16 protein-coding genes are annotated in these 20,033 nt (G+C 49.9%); all 16 read left to right on the forward strand.

Going from position 1 to position 20,033, the window contains the following annotated elements:
- The first annotated feature begins 132 nt into the window (after positions 1-132).
- The 16 genes from AC781_RS02505 to AC781_RS02575 all read left to right on the forward strand — a co-directional run bounded on the left by AC781_RS02505 (position 133) and on the right by AC781_RS02575 (position 19,926).
- A complete protein-coding gene (locus tag AC781_RS02505; RefSeq protein WP_067772989.1) occupies positions 133-6,042 on the forward strand; it encodes an RHS repeat domain-containing protein in 5,910 nt (1,969 codons plus the stop codon).
- Positions 6,039-7,268 carry a hypothetical protein gene (locus tag AC781_RS02510; RefSeq protein WP_141675706.1) on the forward strand — a complete coding sequence of 410 codons (1,230 nt, stop codon included), beginning with the start codon at positions 6,039-6,041 and terminating at the stop codon, positions 7,266-7,268. Before AC781_RS02505 ends, AC781_RS02510 begins: the two co-directional genes overlap by 4 nt.
- Positions 7,269-7,412: 144 nt before the next feature.
- The gene (locus AC781_RS02515) at positions 7,413-8,648 is read left to right on the forward strand and encodes an RHS repeat-associated core domain-containing protein (RefSeq protein WP_141675707.1); all 1,236 of its coding nucleotides are present in this window, start codon (positions 7,413-7,415) and stop codon (positions 8,646-8,648) included.
- Between the two features lie 34 nt (positions 8,649-8,682).
- Positions 8,683-9,186 carry a hypothetical protein gene (locus tag AC781_RS02520; RefSeq protein ID WP_067772999.1) on the forward strand — a complete coding sequence of 168 codons (504 nt, stop codon included), beginning with the start codon at positions 8,683-8,685 and terminating at the stop codon, positions 9,184-9,186.
- A 117-nt stretch (positions 9,187-9,303) separates the two neighbouring features.
- Entirely contained in the window at positions 9,304-9,954 is a 651-nt protein-coding gene (locus tag AC781_RS02525) for an RHS repeat-associated core domain-containing protein (protein ID WP_083076444.1), read from the forward strand.
- Entirely contained in the window at positions 9,951-10,373 is a 423-nt protein-coding gene (locus AC781_RS13610) for a hypothetical protein (protein WP_141675708.1), read from the forward strand. The genes AC781_RS02525 and AC781_RS13610 overlap by 4 nt, the downstream gene beginning before the upstream one ends.
- Positions 10,374-10,562: 189 nt before the next feature.
- A complete protein-coding gene (locus AC781_RS13615; protein WP_141675709.1) occupies positions 10,563-11,012 on the forward strand; it encodes a hypothetical protein in 450 nt (149 codons plus the stop codon).
- A 478-nt stretch (positions 11,013-11,490) separates the two neighbouring features.
- The gene (locus AC781_RS02530) at positions 11,491-12,321 is read left to right on the forward strand and encodes an RHS repeat-associated core domain-containing protein (RefSeq protein WP_067773003.1); all 831 of its coding nucleotides are present in this window, start codon (positions 11,491-11,493) and stop codon (positions 12,319-12,321) included.
- A 539-nt stretch (positions 12,322-12,860) separates the two neighbouring features.
- Entirely contained in the window at positions 12,861-13,820 is a 960-nt protein-coding gene (locus AC781_RS02535) for a hypothetical protein (protein ID WP_067773008.1), read from the forward strand.
- A 126-nt stretch (positions 13,821-13,946) separates the two neighbouring features.
- The gene (locus tag AC781_RS02540; protein WP_067773010.1) at positions 13,947-14,618 is read left to right on the forward strand and encodes a hypothetical protein; all 672 of its coding nucleotides are present in this window, start codon (positions 13,947-13,949) and stop codon (positions 14,616-14,618) included.
- A 438-nt stretch (positions 14,619-15,056) separates the two neighbouring features.
- Positions 15,057-15,476, forward strand: a complete 420-nt coding sequence (locus AC781_RS02550) for a hypothetical protein (protein WP_067773016.1) — start codon at positions 15,057-15,059, stop codon at positions 15,474-15,476.
- A 128-nt stretch (positions 15,477-15,604) separates the two neighbouring features.
- On the forward strand, positions 15,605-16,018 hold the full coding sequence (locus AC781_RS13620) for a hypothetical protein (RefSeq protein ID WP_141675710.1): 414 nt from the start codon (positions 15,605-15,607) through the stop codon (positions 16,016-16,018).
- Between the two features lie 13 nt (positions 16,019-16,031).
- A complete protein-coding gene (locus AC781_RS02555) occupies positions 16,032-16,736 on the forward strand; it encodes a hypothetical protein (RefSeq protein ID WP_067773018.1) in 705 nt (234 codons plus the stop codon).
- Between the two features lie 90 nt (positions 16,737-16,826).
- Positions 16,827-17,339 carry a hypothetical protein gene (locus AC781_RS02560; RefSeq protein WP_067773021.1) on the forward strand — a complete coding sequence of 171 codons (513 nt, stop codon included), beginning with the start codon at positions 16,827-16,829 and terminating at the stop codon, positions 17,337-17,339.
- Between the two features lie 455 nt (positions 17,340-17,794).
- On the forward strand, positions 17,795-19,054 hold the full coding sequence (locus AC781_RS02570; RefSeq protein ID WP_141675711.1) for a hypothetical protein: 1,260 nt from the start codon (positions 17,795-17,797) through the stop codon (positions 19,052-19,054).
- A 356-nt stretch (positions 19,055-19,410) separates the two neighbouring features.
- Positions 19,411-19,926, forward strand: a complete 516-nt coding sequence (locus tag AC781_RS02575) for an SEL1-like repeat protein (protein WP_141675712.1) — start codon at positions 19,411-19,413, stop codon at positions 19,924-19,926.
- The last annotated feature ends 107 nt before the right edge of the window (positions 19,927-20,033 follow it).

Below are 20,033 nucleotides of genomic sequence, written 5' to 3' on the forward strand. Positions count from 1 at the left end.
AAAACACACATTTTTCGATTAAAAAACAAGAAAAATAGACAAAAAAGCCTACGGCGCCTGCTTTACAGGGTAGAAGACATCGCTTCTCCCGGCAGGCGCCCCGGCAACAAAACCTCAACACACATACACAACATGTCTTCACAACAATCCCCCCTCCATCCTTCCCCTGACTTCGTCGAATCCGAAGCCGACCTCGCCATGAACGGCTACCTGCCCGAAGGCTGGGCTCCCTTTATTCCCGGCGACGCGAATACCGCGGCATTCGCCTTGACCGAACATGCTGCCGACAGCTCGTCCTCGGACAGCGACTCCTCCTCCAGCAGCGATGACTCTTCATCCAGCGACTGGGACGATTCTTCCTCCAGCGATGACGACTCCTCGTCCAGCGACTGGGACGACTCCTCCAGCGACGACAACGACAAGCCCGACACGGAAAACGACCAGTTCTGCAACACCTGCACCTGCACCTGCGCCTGCGGCAAAGACAACGTCGCCAGCGAATCCTTCTTCACCGAAAACCACCTCGGCAGCACGCAGGACGTCGCCATGAACATCGTCTTCGGCATCGAACCGGACATCGCCGGCTGGTGCCCGGCCACCTTCCAGATTCTGGATCTCAACCCCCATTCCACCAGCTGGCACGACCCGGATATGCCACTGATCTACCGGCTCGGCTTCGTCTTCCAGCACGTCACCGAATGGAGCATCCAGCACGACCCCTACTCGAAAATCATCACCGTCGTCAAACCTTCAGGCAAAACGCTGCATTACCAATATGCCGGCGGCAAGGACACGGCGGAACGCGTCGGAGACACCCGCCAGTACTCCTCCCTCGTCCAAATCCTCAATGCAGACAAGACCCCCTGCAAAACAGGCACACCCGTCTATGCGGACTTCACCACGGCAGACGGAGCCTCCATCCGCTTCAACGTCCCCACAGCGACTGAGATCGGCAAACCTGTTCAACTGGTCACGGCCGACCGCGTCGTCGTCGACCTGGCCGCCTACGGCAGCAAAATGCGCCTCAAAAAAGACTTCGGCCTCATCAGCGGCATCTGGCACCACCTCGACGGCCTGCTGAACATCCGTGAAACGGAAATCCCTGCCGGGAACGGCACAGCCGCATCCTCGCGCATCGTCCTCGAATGGTACCCGAAAAACCAGGTCACGCCTTCCGGCGACTGGTACGCCACCACCGGCATGCCGGGCAAAACATGGACTCTGGAGGAAAACAACGCCACACAGGAAGGCAAAACCTACCGCCATCTCGCGATGACCGCCGTTCGCCCCGGCTCACCCGTCACCCGCGTCGACCGCTATCTCGCAGCCGACGAAACCGTCATCGACATGCCGACGGGCGAAGGCGACCGGCGCATCCGCTACTCCAACGTCCGCACCATCCAGTCCGACGGCACATGGGAACACCTGACGACCCGCCGCATGACGAGCGGGGACACAACGCCTACCTCCAGCACACGGCAGATCTACAAACTGATCGACGGCATCTGGCAGGAAACAAGCCGCACGGAAGGCTACGGCACCTCCCTCGCACAGACCACCACCTACACCTACGCAGGCCCGCGCCTCAGCCGCGTCGACTTCCACGACGGCGGTTATCGCAGTTATGCATACGACGACAAGAACCGCCTCATCATGGAAGCTTCCCCCTGGTCCGGCGGTACCAACTCGAACAATTTCGGACAGGGTGAACAGATCACGACCACCAGCTACGCCGACCTCCGTTTCAATGACTATCGACCTTCTTCGGTGAGCACAGCTATTCGCATGCCCGGTACCACCGGTACCGAGCTTTCCAAGGAAACATATTCTTACACGGACACGGATCTGGAACGCAGCATTACCGTTAAAAAAACGGCTCTGGGCAGCGATCTTGAGCAAACATCGGCCTCTGTTTACTATGGGCCGGATGTACTGCCGCCCATGGCCGCAGGCCGCGTGAAAATGTCGCAAGGTATCAATGGAGTCCAAACCTTCTCCTCCTATGCAGCCACCACGGAGCACAACGCCGTCTACTGCATCATCACGGAACAGCAGGTCGACAACCAGCCCGTGGCAGGCCAAAGCACGCGTACCGTTTCCTACATTGCGGAAGACGGTATGACAACTTGCACGGAAACCTACGCTCACACCGGAAGCGAATGGTCGCTTCTGACTCGTGAAACATACGAATATAACATTTACCGCAACCGCACGAAAACCGTCAAGGCCAATGGGCGCATGTACTCCACGGAATGGATGTGTTGCGCTCCTCTGCGGGAAATCGATGAAGACGGCGTTGTCACCACCTACTCCTACAATGCCGCTCACCAGCTCATCGAAACCATTCGTTCGGCCACGGCCGCCACGCCGGAAACCATCGTCTCCTACACGAGGGATGCGGCTGGCCGAGCCATCGCGACGCGCACGGACATCGGACCGATGACCACAACCACATCCGTGGTGTATGATGTCCTCGGGCGCACCGTTTCCACAACGGACGAACTGGGACGTACTACGGGATATGAATACAGTGTCGACGGACTGACCGAAACCGTCACTTCTCCCACGGGCGCCACAACCGTCACCTCTCGCGACTGTACCGAAAAAATCGAATCAATCACAGGTAGTGCACAACAAGCGAAAAAATATGAATCTTACCTTCTATTGAATGATCTGGATACCTCTGGCTTGGAAACACGGTCATACATCAAACATGAAGGCAACTGGTTCATCGTCTCCAAAACTCTGGAGGACGGCTTCGGACACACCATCCGGGAACAACAAAAAGCCGTCAACCAAAATGACGAGTTTATCACGACAAGTTCACAATACAACGCCAAAGGGCAACTCGTCCGGCAACAGATATTCCCCTTGGCTCCCATAGAACTTAAATACGATGTCATGGGTAACCAAACAAAACAAACCACCGTTTTGGTAGACGAAGGCATTGCCCCTACTCCGGCCAATTCCCGCATCACGGAACAAACATCTATCTATACTGAAGAAAAAGACGGAATCTATCACACGAAAAAATTCGTCACGTATAATGCAGAAGGTCAAGCGCTCCGATGGAGCAAATCATCCCTTGTTTCCGAACTGGATGCCGAACTGGCTTCCAAAACCGTCACCATCGACATTCGTGGCTATCAGAGTGAACATTGGTCACATTATAGCGCCGCTGCACAGACGATAAGTTATATGACAAAACCGGGTTGCATGTCTGTCTTCAGCCAAACCAAAGTGGATGGATTTATCATCCAAACGGTTGATCACGCTGGAATCGTTACCAACATGCGGCGCCAGTACATTGCTGCCGGATTGATCATGACCGCAATAGACGCCCGAAACAATACCCATATTATCGAGTACGACATGGCGGGCCGCCCTGTCAAAACTATCGATGAACAAGGGAATACGACCTCGACCGTCTACGATACCGTTTCAGACAATCCCGCCTGCATCACCGATGCCCAGGGTACAACCACCTGCTACCGCTATGATCATCGTAGCCGCAAAACGGCGCAATACGGAACCGCCGTCCAGCCCATCGTCTGGTCCTATACCGATGACGATCAAATCTCGTCCATGTGGACATGGAGAGATCCGCACACAATCATCGAAACCGATCCTACAGGACTCATCCACCAGCCGGAAGCTGCTCGTACAGTTTGGACCTACAATCCGGCCACAGGGTTGCTCCTGCAAAAGCAGTATGCCGATAACCGAAAGGATGAATATTACTATGACTCCTTGAATCGCCTTATCTCAACACTCGATGCGCGTGACATCGGCAAGAGATATACATACGACAGCCGAACGGGCGAAGTCATCGCTATTGAATCTGGAGATAGCACCCCATCCATTACCTACTCTTACAACCACCTCGGACAGCCCGCGCGGATCACCGATGCTGCCGGAACCCGCACCTTCCACTACAACCAGTATGGCGAAGTGGAAAGCGAACAAACGGAAGGACTTGTCGACAGCATCGTCACCCTCAATCGCGACGCCTATGGGCGTGCGAGTGGCTATAACCTGACACATCAGGCCATGTCCCTCGACAGCGTTGACTATGCCTATGATTCTACTGGTCGCCTTGCGTTTGCAGCCGGATTCGCCTACGCCTACGACACCGAAAGCGGACTCCTCAGCCACATCCTCTACCCCTCCGGCCTCAGGTGCGAACACACCTGGCACCCGGACCTTGATATCGTTACCGACATCCGCTACAACGGCCTCAATGTCCAAACGGCCCTCCACCCCGACCGCTACCGCTATGACTACGACAGCCTCCTGCGCCCCGTCAGCCAAAGCGACTACCGCAACGTATCAACCAAACCCACCGTCACCCGCACCTACGCCTACAACAACCGCAGCGAACTCACCAGAGAAACCGCCACCGACGGTTCCCGGCATGCGTACGCCTACGACAACATCGGCAACCGTATCACCGCGCAAAACAACGCCACGGCAACCTCCTACGAAGCCAACCTCGTCAACCAGTACAGCAAAATCACGACACAGGGGGCAGGAGCCTTTACTCCCGCCTACGATGCCGCAGGCAACCAGACTCTCATCCGCACCGCCTCCGGCACATGGAACGCCCAATACAACGCCGACAACCGTCCCGTCTCCTTCCAACAGGGAGATCGACGCATCGACAGCGTTTATGACTACATGGGCCGACGCATTGAAAAATCAATTTGGGAGAAAAATGCCTTGACGAAACGTCTTCGCCACATCTATCATGGATACGTGCAAATTGCCGAAATCGACGCGACGGACGAAGCTGCCCCGTTCGTGACGAAAACCTATCGGTGGTCCCCCACCGCGACGCGTCCTCTCGCACTCTTCCTGTGGACACGCGAAGGTAACGTTCGGGAAACCCTCTACTACGCCCACGACCTCCGCAAAAACGTCGTCTCTCTCTTCGACGCCAAAGGCCTGCGCCGCGCATCCTACCAATACGACCCCTACGGCAACATCACCTCCATGGAAGGCGACATGGCGGAAATCAATCCCTTCCGCTTCTCCTCCGAACACCACGACGAAGACCTCGGCCTCGTCTACTACAACTACCGCCACTACAATCCCATGGACGGCAGATGGGTCTCTCGGGATCCCATCGCCGAACAAGGCGGTTATAATCTGTACGGGTTTGTTGATAATAACAGTATTCGCTATGCTGATGTCCTGGCCTTATGGAAACAGGATACAGCAAATGAATATCATTGGAAAGCCGAGACAAACGATTCATTCTCGTCGCTGGTACAAAAACTTGGTCTCGACGATTCAGAAAAGGACTGTATTTTTCCAATTAGTCAAGATGCTCTTGACGCTTTTCCTAAACTTGTTGTCGGAGGCTTATATGATACGTCCAGATTATCGACAACACCCGAGAAAAACGAGGTCTTGTTTTGTATGATTTTTGATCCTAAGTTTGGGCTCAGTGAAAAAACATATGGTATGTCAGTGACCTATGTTAGATCTATGGATTTAGCACGCAAGTTGCGTGAAGTATCACAGAATGGGCGTAAGCCGATTACAAAACTTATTTTGGTGGGACATGGCGATGTGATGCAAGGCTGCCTTACTCCGAGCAAGGACAAGGTTGAAAGAAAAGAAGCATTTTCTTTTAAATCCATGTTGGCAGAGGCGGAAAAGCAGAAAAAGAAGAAGCCCAAATCTTCTCAGAATGATATCTACGTCCATCCAAAATGCTGGTTTGCACCGGGAGCGCAAATTGTGCTGGGTGGCTGCAAAACGAAGGGCATGGCTCACTCTTGGCTCGGACAATGTGGCCGCAATGGATGCGATATCATGGGTACATCACAACTATTAGTATATTCCAAAAATAATGGTGCTATGTCTTGGATTACGCAGTCAAAAGCAGATAGGAGTGGCGTCGAACCAAACACACCGCAAATGCAAAAAAACGCAACGCCAGCAGGCAAATGGGAAACGAACACAATCTGGACACACAATCGTAAGCCTCTTACACCATATCCTAAAAAACAACAACAGAATTCCTGCATACAATGAAACCAACCACATTAATCATCATGGTCGGCCTTGCCTCCCTTGTCATGGGGACGGCAAAGGCGGATAAACCCCGACACGAAAACGATCAGACTCAAACCACGGCTCCACAATCGGCTCCGCCGATTGACGATCAGATGGAACGTGATTCTGATTTTTTCAACATCAAGAAATTATGTATTCCGGACATACGGCACTGGCTGACCTGCGAGATTGTGGATATTCAACCACAAAAGGATGACACCCTGTTGATGACGTGCCGGTTTACGAATCATTCCAATCACAAAATCACGATTCTCAACCACGACTCTATCGTGCAGATAGAAACTCAGGATAACCAGTACCGCAAGATTGGTGATCCTTCCAATGTTGACGATTTGTTGCCGCGCTCTTTTTTTGGAAGCGATACCATCTGGTACCGGAACAATCAATACTGTCTGATGGAAGATCTGCCCGAATGGACGATTAAGCCGTCGGCATCCCTGATGGTGACCATGACTTTGCTCAAGAACAATTTGGATGTTGATCCGGAGGCGGATGAATGGGAGGTGTCGCTAGGCTACAAAAACGGCCAGGAGGAAACCGTCACCTATGTGCACTGGCCGCTTCTGGAGCTGGGGCATGCCTATCCCGACGCGATATATTTTCTTTTTTCCATTCCGCGAGTCCGGATTGAAACGGGGAGAGATGTCGTTGCATACCAAACCGGAATCTATGCCACGATTCCTGCGCCCTACAGGCGTCCGTTTCCCTATGCGGTTGAGGCTCATTACAAGGAACCGCCTCTGTTGACATGGGAGAATGTCGCTGCATCATCTGAATATAACGTTGGGGAGATGAGTACGATTGATCGCAGTATCCTGCCTTCCTATATCAATGCGCTTCTCATGGTGCGCGACCGCGCATCCGCCGATACGTGCGCTTCAAACATTCGAGTTGATGTTTCCCATTATATTGAAGTCGGCGATGTTCACGCGGAACTGGACAAGCTGTTAACGGAAGAAAAGCTGAGCCGCACGGCTCTGCAATACCTGCACTACCGCTGGAGCATCATGCAGCGGCAAATAGGGCAGGTTCTGGATGAGTTGGAGAAGGTGGACTACTACGGTTCGGACAAGCTGAAGGCCATGTCTCCGGTGATCAGGAAGGACTGCGTTTCTTTTCTTGCGACTCTGGAGAAATATTTGCAAGGTGATGAGGCGAAGAAGAATGACGATCCGGTGAAGTAACCGTTTATACGGTACTCATACCAAGTATTACCATTTCAGCAGGGCTGCTCCATCAGGAACCAGCCCTGCTTTTCTTCCAAAGCATGCACGGGCACAAGTTCTTCCGGCTTGACGAAACGCCACCGCTACATCTATCATGGATACGTGCAAATTGCCGAAATCGACGCCACGGACGAAACTGCCCCGTACGCCGCGAAAACCTACCGGTGGGACCCCTCCGAACCCGTTGCCACACGCCCCCTCGCCCTCACCCTGTGGACGCGCGAAGGCACGGCACGCGAAACCCTCTACTACGCCCACGACCTCCGCAAAAACGTCGTCTCCCTCTTCGACGGCAAAGGCCTGCGCCGCGCATCCTACCAGTACGACCCCTACGGCAACATCACCTCCATGGAAGGCGACATGGCGGAAAGCAATCCCTACCGCTTCTCCTCCGAACACCACGACGAAGACCTCGGCCTCGTCTACTACAACTACCGCCACTACAACCCCACCGATGGCCGCTGGACCTCACGCGACCCCATCGCTGAACGAGGTGGATGGAATCTGTATGGGTTCGTCGGGAATAGGCCAATTGGTGAAACTGATCAGTTGGGACTTTATACGTTGATTAGTGCTCGTCAGACAGTGAAATTAGTTTGGCAATGGGAGCGAAGGCCAGGGAGGCTTCTCCCGATTTATTGGTATCATATTAGAACCGTCGCACCATATAAAGGGGACATTGGTGCTTGTCCTGACTGTGGATGTGTTTTTATATGGATACATGGATTCAATGTGACATTGAAACAGGCGGAGGATAGTTTTAAAGCAATTGAGACCTCATATAAACAAGCGAAGGGACGATGTGAAGTGTATGGTTTTACTTGGCCTGGAGATGTTCCCGAGGTAGCCTTTCAGGTAGCTATAGAGATTGCTCATGAGGTGGGGAAAGGTGCGTTTTCCAAGTTTATTCGTGACTTAAAAAAGAAATGCCCGAAAACAAGGATTCACATAGGAACTCATAGCTTGGGTGCTCGAATAGTCCTGAATGCACTGCAAACGCCTAAGAATAAAGTTAGTGGGATTGGGCATGTTGTTTTAACCAATGCCGCTGTCAATCAAAATGTATTGGAGCCTGGTAAAGAATTTGCTCAGGCGGCCAAGTTTACAGAATCAATACATGTGGTACATAGTCGGAAAGATAATATTCTGGATCGTTGGTATCGCATTTCACAAATGTATGTTGCGCTTGGAGAAGATGGACCTGAACATCAGGATCAAATACCTCCGAATGTACATGTGAAAGATTGTACGGCGGATTTTGGTACAGATCATGGTGCAGTATATGATTTTAAAAAGAACAAAAATTTTTGGGAATATGCCACACAATATATCAACTAGAGGTGCGTAAAAAACAAAGAAATTTTATAAGAAAATGAAAAAAATCAAGATCATATGTATTTGGATAGGAGGGGTTATTCTTACGATCGGCCTTGCCTGTATCACCATGCCGTTTGTGATGGTATACCCATTTTTATATATAGAATATACTTTTAACCCGGAGTGCACACCGGGTCTTATGGAGGATATCATCAGAACAAAGCCAGAAACTATTTACGATATAGAAGATCGACTCTATAAAAATAGTATTGCTATACGTACTCCACATTTGGGTGCTCCCGATTTTCAGGATTATCAGGAATATTTGGAGAGGGGAACAGCCATGTATATTGCAGAAGGAAAATTGAATGCTCCATCTATTCACTGGAATCACGACAAAGAGCAAGCATGTGCGGTCAAATATATCAAAAGCTATGAGACACGAACAGCTTGGGGACGAGCAAAAGCCAATATGGGTGATCTGACAGATAGAACGACGTATTATTTTCTGTTTGATCGACGTTTCCGCATTCTTGGATGGCTGAAGGAAGAAGAGTAACACGCACGCAATCCATAAAATGGCTCATTGTTGTTCTTGTTTGATATAGCATATTTTTCAACAAGCAGAAGTCAAGATCCAACCCCCATGGCAATATGTCTCTTGCCATGGGGGTGAATGCAATCACCAAGTGAAAACACCTTGACGAAACGCCTCTGTTCCATCTATCATGGATACGTGCAAATTGCCGAAATCGACGCCACGGACGAAACTGCCCCGTACGTCACGAAAACCTACCGGTGGGACCCCTCCGAACCCGTCGCCACACGCCCCCTCGCCCTCACCCTGTGGACGCGCGAAGGCACGGAACGCGAAACCCTCTACTACGCCCACGACCTCCGCAAAAACGTCGTCTCCCTCTTCGACGCCAAAGGCCTGCGCCGTGCATCCTACCAATACGCCCCCTACGGCAACATCACATCCATGGAAGGCGACATGGCCAAGGAACCCCCCTACCGCTTCTCCTCCGAACACCACGACGAAGACCTCGGTCTGGTCTACTACAACTACTGCCACTACAACCCCACCGACGGCAGATGGACCTCACGCGATCCCATCGCTGAACAAGGTGGCTGGAATTTGTACGGATTTGTTGGGAATAGGCCTTTGTACGATACGAATATATTAGGATGGATAATTAAGTATATAGGTTCCCATATTAAAGGTGGTTATGTTGATGCGTTTGACAAAATCCAACAAAGAATACAAAATTGGGTAGAGAAAGAGAGTGAATATAAGAAAATTCAAAGACAACCCTGTATGCCATGATGAAAAAATTATCTATAACAAATATTCTGATTACCGTGATTATGTGTTTCTCGTTGGTTCAATGTATTAAAACCAATGTACGCATGGATCTCACAGAGGATAAAAACAGTGTGGGAGAAACCGAATATGGTGTAATGGTCAATTATGATTTATGGACACTTTTCAATCCTGAAGGAGGTATATGTGCACAAATTCCACGATTTGATTATATCTCGTTGAAAACAGGTTGGACTCCTGGCATGGAGGCAACAAGTTTTAGAGATCCCGATATCACAGGAAAGCTGTTTATTCCTCACAATAAGGAATGGGTCGATCTTGATTTAGACCGAAACGGTGAATCATATTGGAAAGGCCGTTACTCTTTAAAACATTCATCAACAGTTCCTCAGCCTATCCATACGGAGTATATCGTCGAATAATGTATATTGATACGTAAAGCGATTATCAATAGCTAATAACTAATTAGCATATTCTTGCTAATTCTTAATATCTTGGACGGAAGCTGTTTTCATCCAAGGTATTTATAAAACCTACAAAACAGGCAAAGGTTTACCACGTGGAGGTCCTAAATTGCAAACCGATATCGAACATGCCGTTTCTACAAAAATATGGCCGCCGCAGCCTCTATAAATCATCACATCAATCTACTTCATATGTTTAAAACATCGAAACTCAATTATGTTGTATATCTGAATACTAATCTGTCGACCAATGTCAGCTATATCATTCTACATTGTGGAAGCATCAAAAAGATCCGATTTGATTTACAACAATTAGGCATGCGAAAAACACAAGCAAATTTTCCTCCTAACTGGTTTACCGATATTATTGAATGTATAAGCATGTCGCCTTATTACGAAATACCATGTTCTGCAGAAAAACTTCCTGCTATTTTTTCTCTCCTGAGAGATTGGGGATTCATGATGTTATTAGATGACAGAATGGGAGGCTCTCCTGCTCAATTCTTTCATGAGCAGCGGAAGAAAGGTTTGGTGCAAGGTAGTTATCAGGAGATTGAATGGATCGATCCAAAACAATATACAATTTCCGAAAGATAATAGAACGGTTTGAAAAATTGTGATTACATAACAACAAGCATTCATATCGTCAATTCCCCCATAAGTTAATATAAATCAAGTCGCGTTTGGCCACCTGTAGTAAGAATACTCTTACTACAGGTGTTTGTTGATAAAAAATCATGGCTTATGACTAGTTGAGTGATTTTGTGAGTGGAATAATGTATTCGTGATGAGTGTATAACGAATATTTTTTCCATTCGATGACTTCAGAGTATCAATTCAGGGTCTCGTGCGGATGTTTACTATCGATATCCTCAGCCATTTCCCCCGGAACAACGGACATGAATATGGATCCTTTGGGATTGTAGTGGTGGCTGGATAAGCTGTATGATAAAATCCCGTTTGTCGATCGGTGTCCTCACCTCTGTGCCCGAAGAATGGAGTATCTCTTCGTTTTTTCAGGAAAGAGCTCGCATCACCATCAATAATAAACACGGTTTCATTTCTACCGCCTACCGTGGTTACCGACGCCTCCGGCACCCGCACCTTCCGCTACAATCAATACGGCGAACTGGAAAGCGAACAAACAACCGGACTCGTCGAAAGCATCGTCACCCTCAACCGCGATGTATGGGGGCGCACAAGCGGCTACAGTCTCAAACACAAGGAAACCGCCCTCAACACCGTCACCCCCGCCTACGATGCTGCCAGCAACCAAACTCTCATCCGCACCGTCACATGGAACGCCCAACACAACGCCGCCAACCGCACCACCTTCTTCCAGCAGGGAGACCGGCGCATCGACAGCGTTTATGACTTTATGGGTCTACGCATCGAAAAAGCGGTTTGGGAGAAAACAACCTTGACGAAACGCCTTCGCTACATCTATCATGGATACGTGCAAATTGCCGAAATCGACGCGACGGATGAAACTACCCCGTACGTCGCGAAAACCTACCGGTGGGACCCCTCCGAACCCGTCACCACACGCCCCCTCGCCCTCTCCCTGTGGACGCGCGAAGGCACGGCACGCGAAACCCTCTACTACGCCCGCGACCTCCGCAAAAACGTCGTCTCCCTCTTCGACGCCAAAGGCCTGCGCCGTGCATCCTACCAATACGACCCCTACGGCAACATCACCTCCATGGAAGGCGACATGGCGGAAGAAAATCCATTCCGCTACTCCTCCGAACATCACGACGAAGACCTCGACCTTGCCTGTTACAACTACCATGTTCCAGCCGTATCAGTTAATGCAACGACAAAAGATGCATGGGGCACAATTGGTTCCAATCATATTCTTGGACAAAAAAATACCCATGTCAACCAAAACCCAAAACTCAATTAAGTCGAATCACATGTAAATACGACAATGCAATACGTATATAATATAAGCATCATTTTCTGTCTTTTTTGTCTTTCATCATGTGACCTGGATCCTTTGGGACTAACAAAAAAGCATCTATACGAAGACTATTATCTACATGCTTTTTTTGAGGATGAACCTCTTCCGGGTATGCCTTGCCGATATGACCTGTGTAGATATAGTGAAAAAGATATTCCTCAAATATTAAAAGACTATCATATAATAGCCATTCAGAAGCAAAATAATATTCTTATCTTGCAAATAGGAGAATATAACGGCCAAACAAAAAAGTGGTTTGACGTCAACATATACAAATTGGATATGCATACTCATGCGATTATCCGTCTTCATGAAAACCCCGCTGTCCCCTTAGTACCTATACAATTGTTCTTTCCACAATAAAGGTTCGACTCATTTTTTGTTTTATAATCAATTCAATATTGGATGCCAAAACAAATATCAACTACCCGTACGGCATATCCGTATGGGTGGTTATCGAATCTTCAAACAAACACCATCATATGCTCCGAACACTCTTCTTTTTAACAACAACAGCCTTGTCCGCCAGCGCATCGGACAATCAGCCTCCTGCGCAGCAAACGGAAAATGCCACCGATCAAATCACAATCCATCCGGGCCCAACTCATCTATGGTTCCAAAAGATTCCCTTGTTGATCCCTAATCCATTGCCGCAAAGCTCCCTCTCAACTGCAAAATATCTCCAGCCTTTCCATTTCGTCAGGACCGAGGGGAACATCCTTCACCTTGGTGAAGATGGAAAGTACTTTATCAAGGTCATTTTTTATTCGCCAAACCAAGATATTTTCATTACAGGAAACCTGATATTTCATGATCTGGAGCAAATGCCCATTTTGCAGGACGCTGCATTATTGAATGCTCCTGTCACGGAAAGCGTGACACAGTACCCTCAGGAAACCATGTTTTTCATTCGAGGTATCAAGGAATACCCCGTCAGTATCCAACGAACCATACAATACGATTCGTCGCCATACATGAATGTGGGTCACGGGGTCGAGGTCGGTTCTTCCTTGATAACCCTAACCACACCACCGAAAAAAGTCGATTTTTACACCAGTGCATCGCTTTCTCAGAAAAATATTCGGTTCAAACATCTTACTTTACGATTTACTGCACATGTCTACATGCAGGAAAAGGAGACGGAAACCTTTCTTTCCTGTTCGGATCAAGTCCTTCAAGCCCCTCCTGAAACAGGCACACCCCTCCATAAGCTGTTGATGCACCGATTCTCCACATCACGCATCAAAACAGAAACTGCGGGTATTTACTATGCAAACGTGTCGTTCATCTATGCTTTCGAAAAGCAGGAGGCCAAAGCATCGGTACAAAATAATGATCCATCATTCGGAGGCTTCCTCTTCCAAGTGCCCGTACAGCAGACTACGCCCAGAAATCTTGTCATATCCGTAGGGTCGAATCCGCACTGCCTGCGTATACCATAGCCAAGACCTCGCCCTTATCTACTATCGCTACTGCAACCCCATCAAAAGCCGCGGGATTTCACGTACCCCATTACCGAAAACGGCAGTATTCTTTTATATGGCCTAAAAGCACTTAAAAACAACAATATGTCCATTGATTTTATCTTGAACAAAATATCAGCTTCAACCATCTACCTCATGCATCAGAGAAACATCGTATCCATACCTGCTATCATCAGCATAGGAATGTTCATGGCCGGATGTGAAAAAAACACAGAACCCACCCCTGAATTTTCTTTGCATTCCCTAGAAAAGGGGGCGATTGTTTTTAATTCCACATATCCGTCGCCTCTCAGTGAGTGGGTATTATTTCATCTGCGCGTACACGGCAGTGGCATCGATGAATTGCTAAAGCCTCTTGACGGTCCTGAAGAACTTCGGGACGGACGATTTATATTCGATCTCACCATCGAGAATAAAGGGTTGCAGGATGTTTATTATTATTTCCCTGCAAATCACACACCTTATCTTGTAGGTACGTTCAATCTCTCTCCGGAAAAACCTATCTTCTCCGACAACTATACGCACCCGCAACTTCTGAAAAAAGGAGAAAGCCGAACGATTACCTTTGAGGGCAATTGGCGCTTTCTACAACGGGAACCTCTCTCCACCAAAAGAGGAACAAATGGAGCGTTGGTTTTTATCGTCAATGTAGAGGGGAAATCATATCCGGTCATTGCTCCGGTAAACATCAATTCACCATCTCTGTCAACTCTTTTGAAATCAGGAATTACCATTCATGAGTCTCAGGTGAAATGATGCGCGATGCCCGCAGCCAATTTCTCTTTGCTGCGGGCATCCATGCAAGCTCTAGAGAGGCATAAATCGTGACGAAACGCCTGTGCTCCATCGATCCTGGATACGTGCAAATTGCCGAAATCGACGTGACGGACGAAACTGCCCCGTTCGTGATGTCAACCGGCCTGCGGCTGAATGCGTCGTTCCCCTCTGTACGCGTGAAGGCACGGTACGCCGAAACTCTCTATTACGCCTGCGATCTCTGCGAAATGTCGGCTCTCTTTTCGATGCCAAAGACCTGTTCCGTACATCCTGCGAATACGATCCCTTCGGCAATATTACCTCCATGGAAGGCGACATGGAGGTAAGTAACCCTTACCTCTTCTTCTCCGAACACCACGACGAAAACCTCGGTCTCGCCTATTAACACTATTCAATTATACAAGCATTTCCATTATCATGAAAATGATCTATTGTCTATTCGCGTCCTTCTGTTTTGCATCATGCAATGCCGTCAAAAGCAACTTGAACAGCGATCCGGATTGGCAGCACGATTTCAGCAAAATTGCCGAAAATACGCAAAGGGGTATTCCTTTATATTTGATGGAATCCGACTATGCATACGGAGCTTATGATGGGCAACCCCGAAAGATCGGGATTCTGACAGCCGATGATATGCGCGCTCTCGCAGCAGCAAAACAGATCGATCGTGTGGGTGAGACCCAAGATTTCTGGTATGCCCTCCGCTGGGATTTACCCCCTCATAGCCCGACAATTGGAATCTCTATCTCTCCTGTTGAAGAATATGGTATCCAGCTCACATGGCCACAATATGATACAATCCATTTGGATGAAAAACATATTCATCAAAAAATCTGAAAAATGATCCCCCAAAAATAGCATTTCAATATCTTCATGTGAGAGATGTCTACCTCATTATTCAATCATTACCGTGCAGAAATGAAAACGCCTTGACGAAACACCTCCGTTCCATCTATCATGGATATGTGCAAATTGCCGAAATCGATGCGACGGACGAAACTGCCCCGTACGTCGCGAAAACCTACTGGTGGGACCCTTCCGAACCCGTCGCCACACGCCCCCTCGCCCTCACCCTGTGGACGCGTGAACGCACGGCACGCGAAACCCTCTACTACGCCCACGGCCTTCGCAACAACCTTATCTCTCTCTCTTCGTCGGCAAGGGCCTGCACCTCGCATCTTGTCAGTATGATTCCTTCGGCTGCATCACTTCCATGGAGGGAGATGCGGCGGAGCACAGCTCCTGCCGTTTCTTCGCCGAGCACCACGATCCAGGCTTCGGTCTCGTCTCCTCCAACTACAATCTCACCGACTGTCGCCGAACCTCCCGTGGTTCCATCGCTGAAAAGAAGTGCGTGTGCTCAAATTTTTCTATCATAGAATAACTTATATCATGGATGAGCTTCGATTATCGTTTATGAAGAAAACGGCATCTGTCATTTTTGTCGGGATCATAGCGTTTTTATCAGGTTGCGAAGATAAGAGCGAGGGCGTAACTCAGATTCCTGCGGAAAAGCGTACCGGGATGGCCGCACGTGAAGAGGATTCTTTGTTGCATCAAACGATCATCGGGTATCTCCAAGAGTACGGATGTGTGGCCTTTGCCAATCCGGAATACATGAAAGGCAAGGCTCTGTCTTCAGGCGATATCCAATATGTCGTTTTGCGTAAGGATGGAGCGGCAGTTGTGTCCGAAGCGGCCGTACTAGACGTTTACAATTCGCCGGATTCTCCTTATATGACCGAATCTATTGATATCTTCTCCTGGAAGGAGGTTGATCAGATCATGTGCGGGCAAGAGATCAGCGATCATATACCTCTACCGTTTTTTCGCGCTCAAGGCGGTTATTGGCTGGCGAGCATGCGATCCATTCCCAATGCCGGCTGTGAACCGGGGTGCCGTGTCGCAGAAAGTTTTCGGATACATAAAACCGATCCCCAGTGTGTGCCGTTAAAAATGATTGATCCCGGCATTCTGAGAGTGATGCAACAGATTGGAAGCGTCGTGGATGATGAATGTCGGACGATGAATAAGGTTGAGGTACCAGAAGAACCCAGCCTCCCTGATATGGAGGATCGTGAGCAGTTCGAGTTTTGATGCAGCCTGTTCCTTCGAGAAAGAGGAGCATGGTTGCCTGAAGCAGGAGTATCCGGAGGACGGGCAATATGATGATGTTTCGATAGCAAAATGAAGAAGATGAAGACCATGTTCCGCTGGATGGGGGGAGCCGTGCTTGCGCTCGCCCTTGCTTGTATTACCATGCCGTTCGGGATGGGGTATCCGTTTTTATACATCAAGTACAGTTTGGATCCCCATGGTCGTATTCCGGAGCCTTCCCGCATGGAGAAGATTCTTCAGGAGTATCCCTCCGATCTTGATGATCTGGAGCACCGTTTGTCCGAGTATGTGAAGACGGATCCCATTCCCCGGCCTTCCGAGCCCGGTTTTGAGGAGTTTTTGGAGCAGGGCCGCGAGGAGGCTTCCCGATATGTTACCTCCGGCAAACTCAAATCCGTATCGATTCATTGGTATCATGGCAAGCGGCGGCCGGATGAGGTCGCATATATCGTCCAGTACCGGGCCAAATCGGCGTGGGATCGTGCCAAGGCCGATATGGGTGGGCATATAGGGGGCACGAATTATGATGTTTTGTTTGACCGTGATTGGCGCATTCTGGGGTGGCTGACGGAAGAGGTATGATTGATGCAAGAAGGAGTTTATGCCCTGTCGCCGTTTTGCTGGGATGCGGTCCGGATGGCGCAGGTTCTGATGATCGATTCCGTGCTGGAGGGTGGTGAATGCGCCGGGCGGGTTGTTCGGCGGGCCCGATTCTCTGCTGGAGCCGCTGGATGCCTACGGCAGGCAGGATGAGGTGGTGGCTGCCGCTGGCCGCAGCTTGGTGCTTCAGTCTTTTTGTTTGTCTGAAGTCAGGTTGCGTGCTTATGCCGATTCTCGGGAGGGAGTGGGTGTGCCGATGTATTTCAAGCGGTCGCAACAGGTTTTCGGTCAGTATATGTTCGGGTTCATCTGCCGAGGATTGGCGAAGGGGGGGGAGCTGTATGGCCGGATAGTATGGGAGGCTGCTGCATCCATGCTTGCAATCGTCCTTCATTTCCGTCATAACAGGATTTGCCGCAACAAAGCACCCTCCTTTCATGAATCCAGCTCCCTTGATGATCCTGCCGGTTTTCGCCTCCGTTTGCATAGGTGGGTCAGAGCCGTATTTCTCCCGGAACGAAAGTTTGCAAGAAGTCGCGCCACAATCTGTTATGCCGGTTGATGATCGCTTGGAGCAGGTGTCCGATTGTTTCGGTGTTCAACAATTGTTCATTCCGGATATACGGCACTGGCTGACTTGCGAGATTGTGGAGATTCAACCGCAGAAGGACGACGCCCTGTTGATGACGTGCCGGTTTACGAATCATTCCAATCACGAGATCACGGTTCTTAACTATGACTCTATCGTTGAGATTGAAAACAAGGATCGACAGGTCGATAATCAGCCCGGGCATGGCCGACCGCTGAATATGATCGAACTGTTTCCTTGTTCGTTTTTTGGAAGCGATGCCATCTGGTACCGGAACAACCAATACTGCTGGATGGAAGAGCAGCCCGAATGGACGATCAAACCGTCAGTACCCCTGACGGTGACCATGACCTTGCGCAAGAACAATCCGGAAATCGATCCGGAGGCGGATGAATGGGAGGTTTCGCTTTACTCCAAAAGCGGCAAGGAAGAAACCGTCACCTATGTAGACTGGCCTCTTCTGGAAATGGGGAATGCCTATCCCGACGCGATGTATTTTCTTTTCTCCATTCCGCGAGTCCGGATCGAAACGGGGCAAAATGTCATTCCGTATCAAACAGGGATTTACGCCACGATTCCGCCGCCCTACAGGCGTCCGTTTCCCTATGAGGTTGAGGCGCATTACATGGAGCCGCCTCTGGTGTCATGGGAGAATGTCGACGTAGCATCTGAATATGACATTGGGGTCATTAAGAGTATTGATAGTGGCAGGCTGCCTTCCTTTCTCAATGCGCTTATCATGGTGAGCGACCGTACATCCGCCGATACGTGCACCTCAAACCTCCAGGTTGAGATGTCCATCTATATTGAAGCAGGGGATATTCACGCGGAGCTGGACAAGACGTTGACGGAATGCCAGCTGAGCCGTACAGCCACACAATACCTGCACTACCGCTGGAGCATCATGCAGCGGCAAATAGGGCAGGTTCTGGATGAGTTGGAGAAGGTGGACTACTACGGTTCGGACAAGCTGAAGGCCATGTCTCCGGTGATCAGGAAGGAATGCGCTTCTTTTCTTGCGACTCTGGAGAAATATTTGCACGCCAATGTGGATCAATCGGCTGGCTCTACGGTTTGTTGTCTACACGCGCCCCGGATTCTCCGGTGATATGATTGCGATGCCTGCGTTCTCTGCATGTGTCGTGTCCGTCGTTCCGACAGCGACGGACGGTGTGCCGGTTGAGCTTGATGCACGAGCATAATGGGTAGATGAAGGGGCTTCTGGAGGTCTGGCATGTGCCGCCGGGCGGAAATGTTTCGCGGTATGGGAAGCATTCGCGCTGTATGCATGGTTGGGGATTGCTGCAGGTTTGTTGATGTGCTAGGCTTGGCGTGCCGCCGCTGAGTGTGGCCGTCGCCATGGAATCGAAGAAGATAGCAGTTGTGTTGTTCGGCCTTTTGGCTGTTTCGCCTTGTTTGTGTGCCGAGCCTGCAAGCCCGGAGAAGCATCCGGATCAGGTGCAAATGAGTGAGTTGCTGAAGCGGCAAAGGCGGATTTGCCGCAGGGGGATTTTGCGCCCGGCCATTCCGGCGCCGCCGCAGGATGTGCTGCAGCGCGGGATCAAGGGCGATGCGGAGGCTGCTTACCAGCTGGGATGCTGGTTTTACGATTATCATATGTATGGAGAGGAGTGTGTGCAGGTGTCCAAGCGGTGGCTGGAGCTGGCCGCACGGGAGGGGATGGCGGAAGCCCAATGGCTGCTCGGAGAGTTATACAGGAGTTACTGGAATGATGATCGAGTAGCCGACGTATGGTTTCAAAGGGCTATCGCCGGGTTCGAGAAGCGAACGGATTCCGAGGCCTACAGGTTTCTTTATGCCATGTTTTATGAAGGTACGGGGACAAGGGTCGATAAAGAGAAGGCGAGAGAGTACGCGCTGAAGTATGTGAGGCGTTGCCGGCAGGAGAATGTGCAGCCTGTGTGGGTGGCGGTGGAGCCGGAGATACGGGAGTATGTGATGGAGCAGGAGGGGTTGTGATGTGTTGATGAAGAGGCCTCGGGGGCGCCTGTCCATGGCCGTGCGGGTGTGAGGCGGTGATGAAGGCGGACAGGGGGGCGGACAGGGGCTGTCTCTTATACACATCT

Origin of the sequence: Neoakkermansia glycaniphila (genome assembly GCF_001683795.1) — a bacterium.
Lineage (GTDB): Bacteria > Verrucomicrobiota > Verrucomicrobiia > Verrucomicrobiales > Akkermansiaceae > Akkermansia > Akkermansia glycaniphila.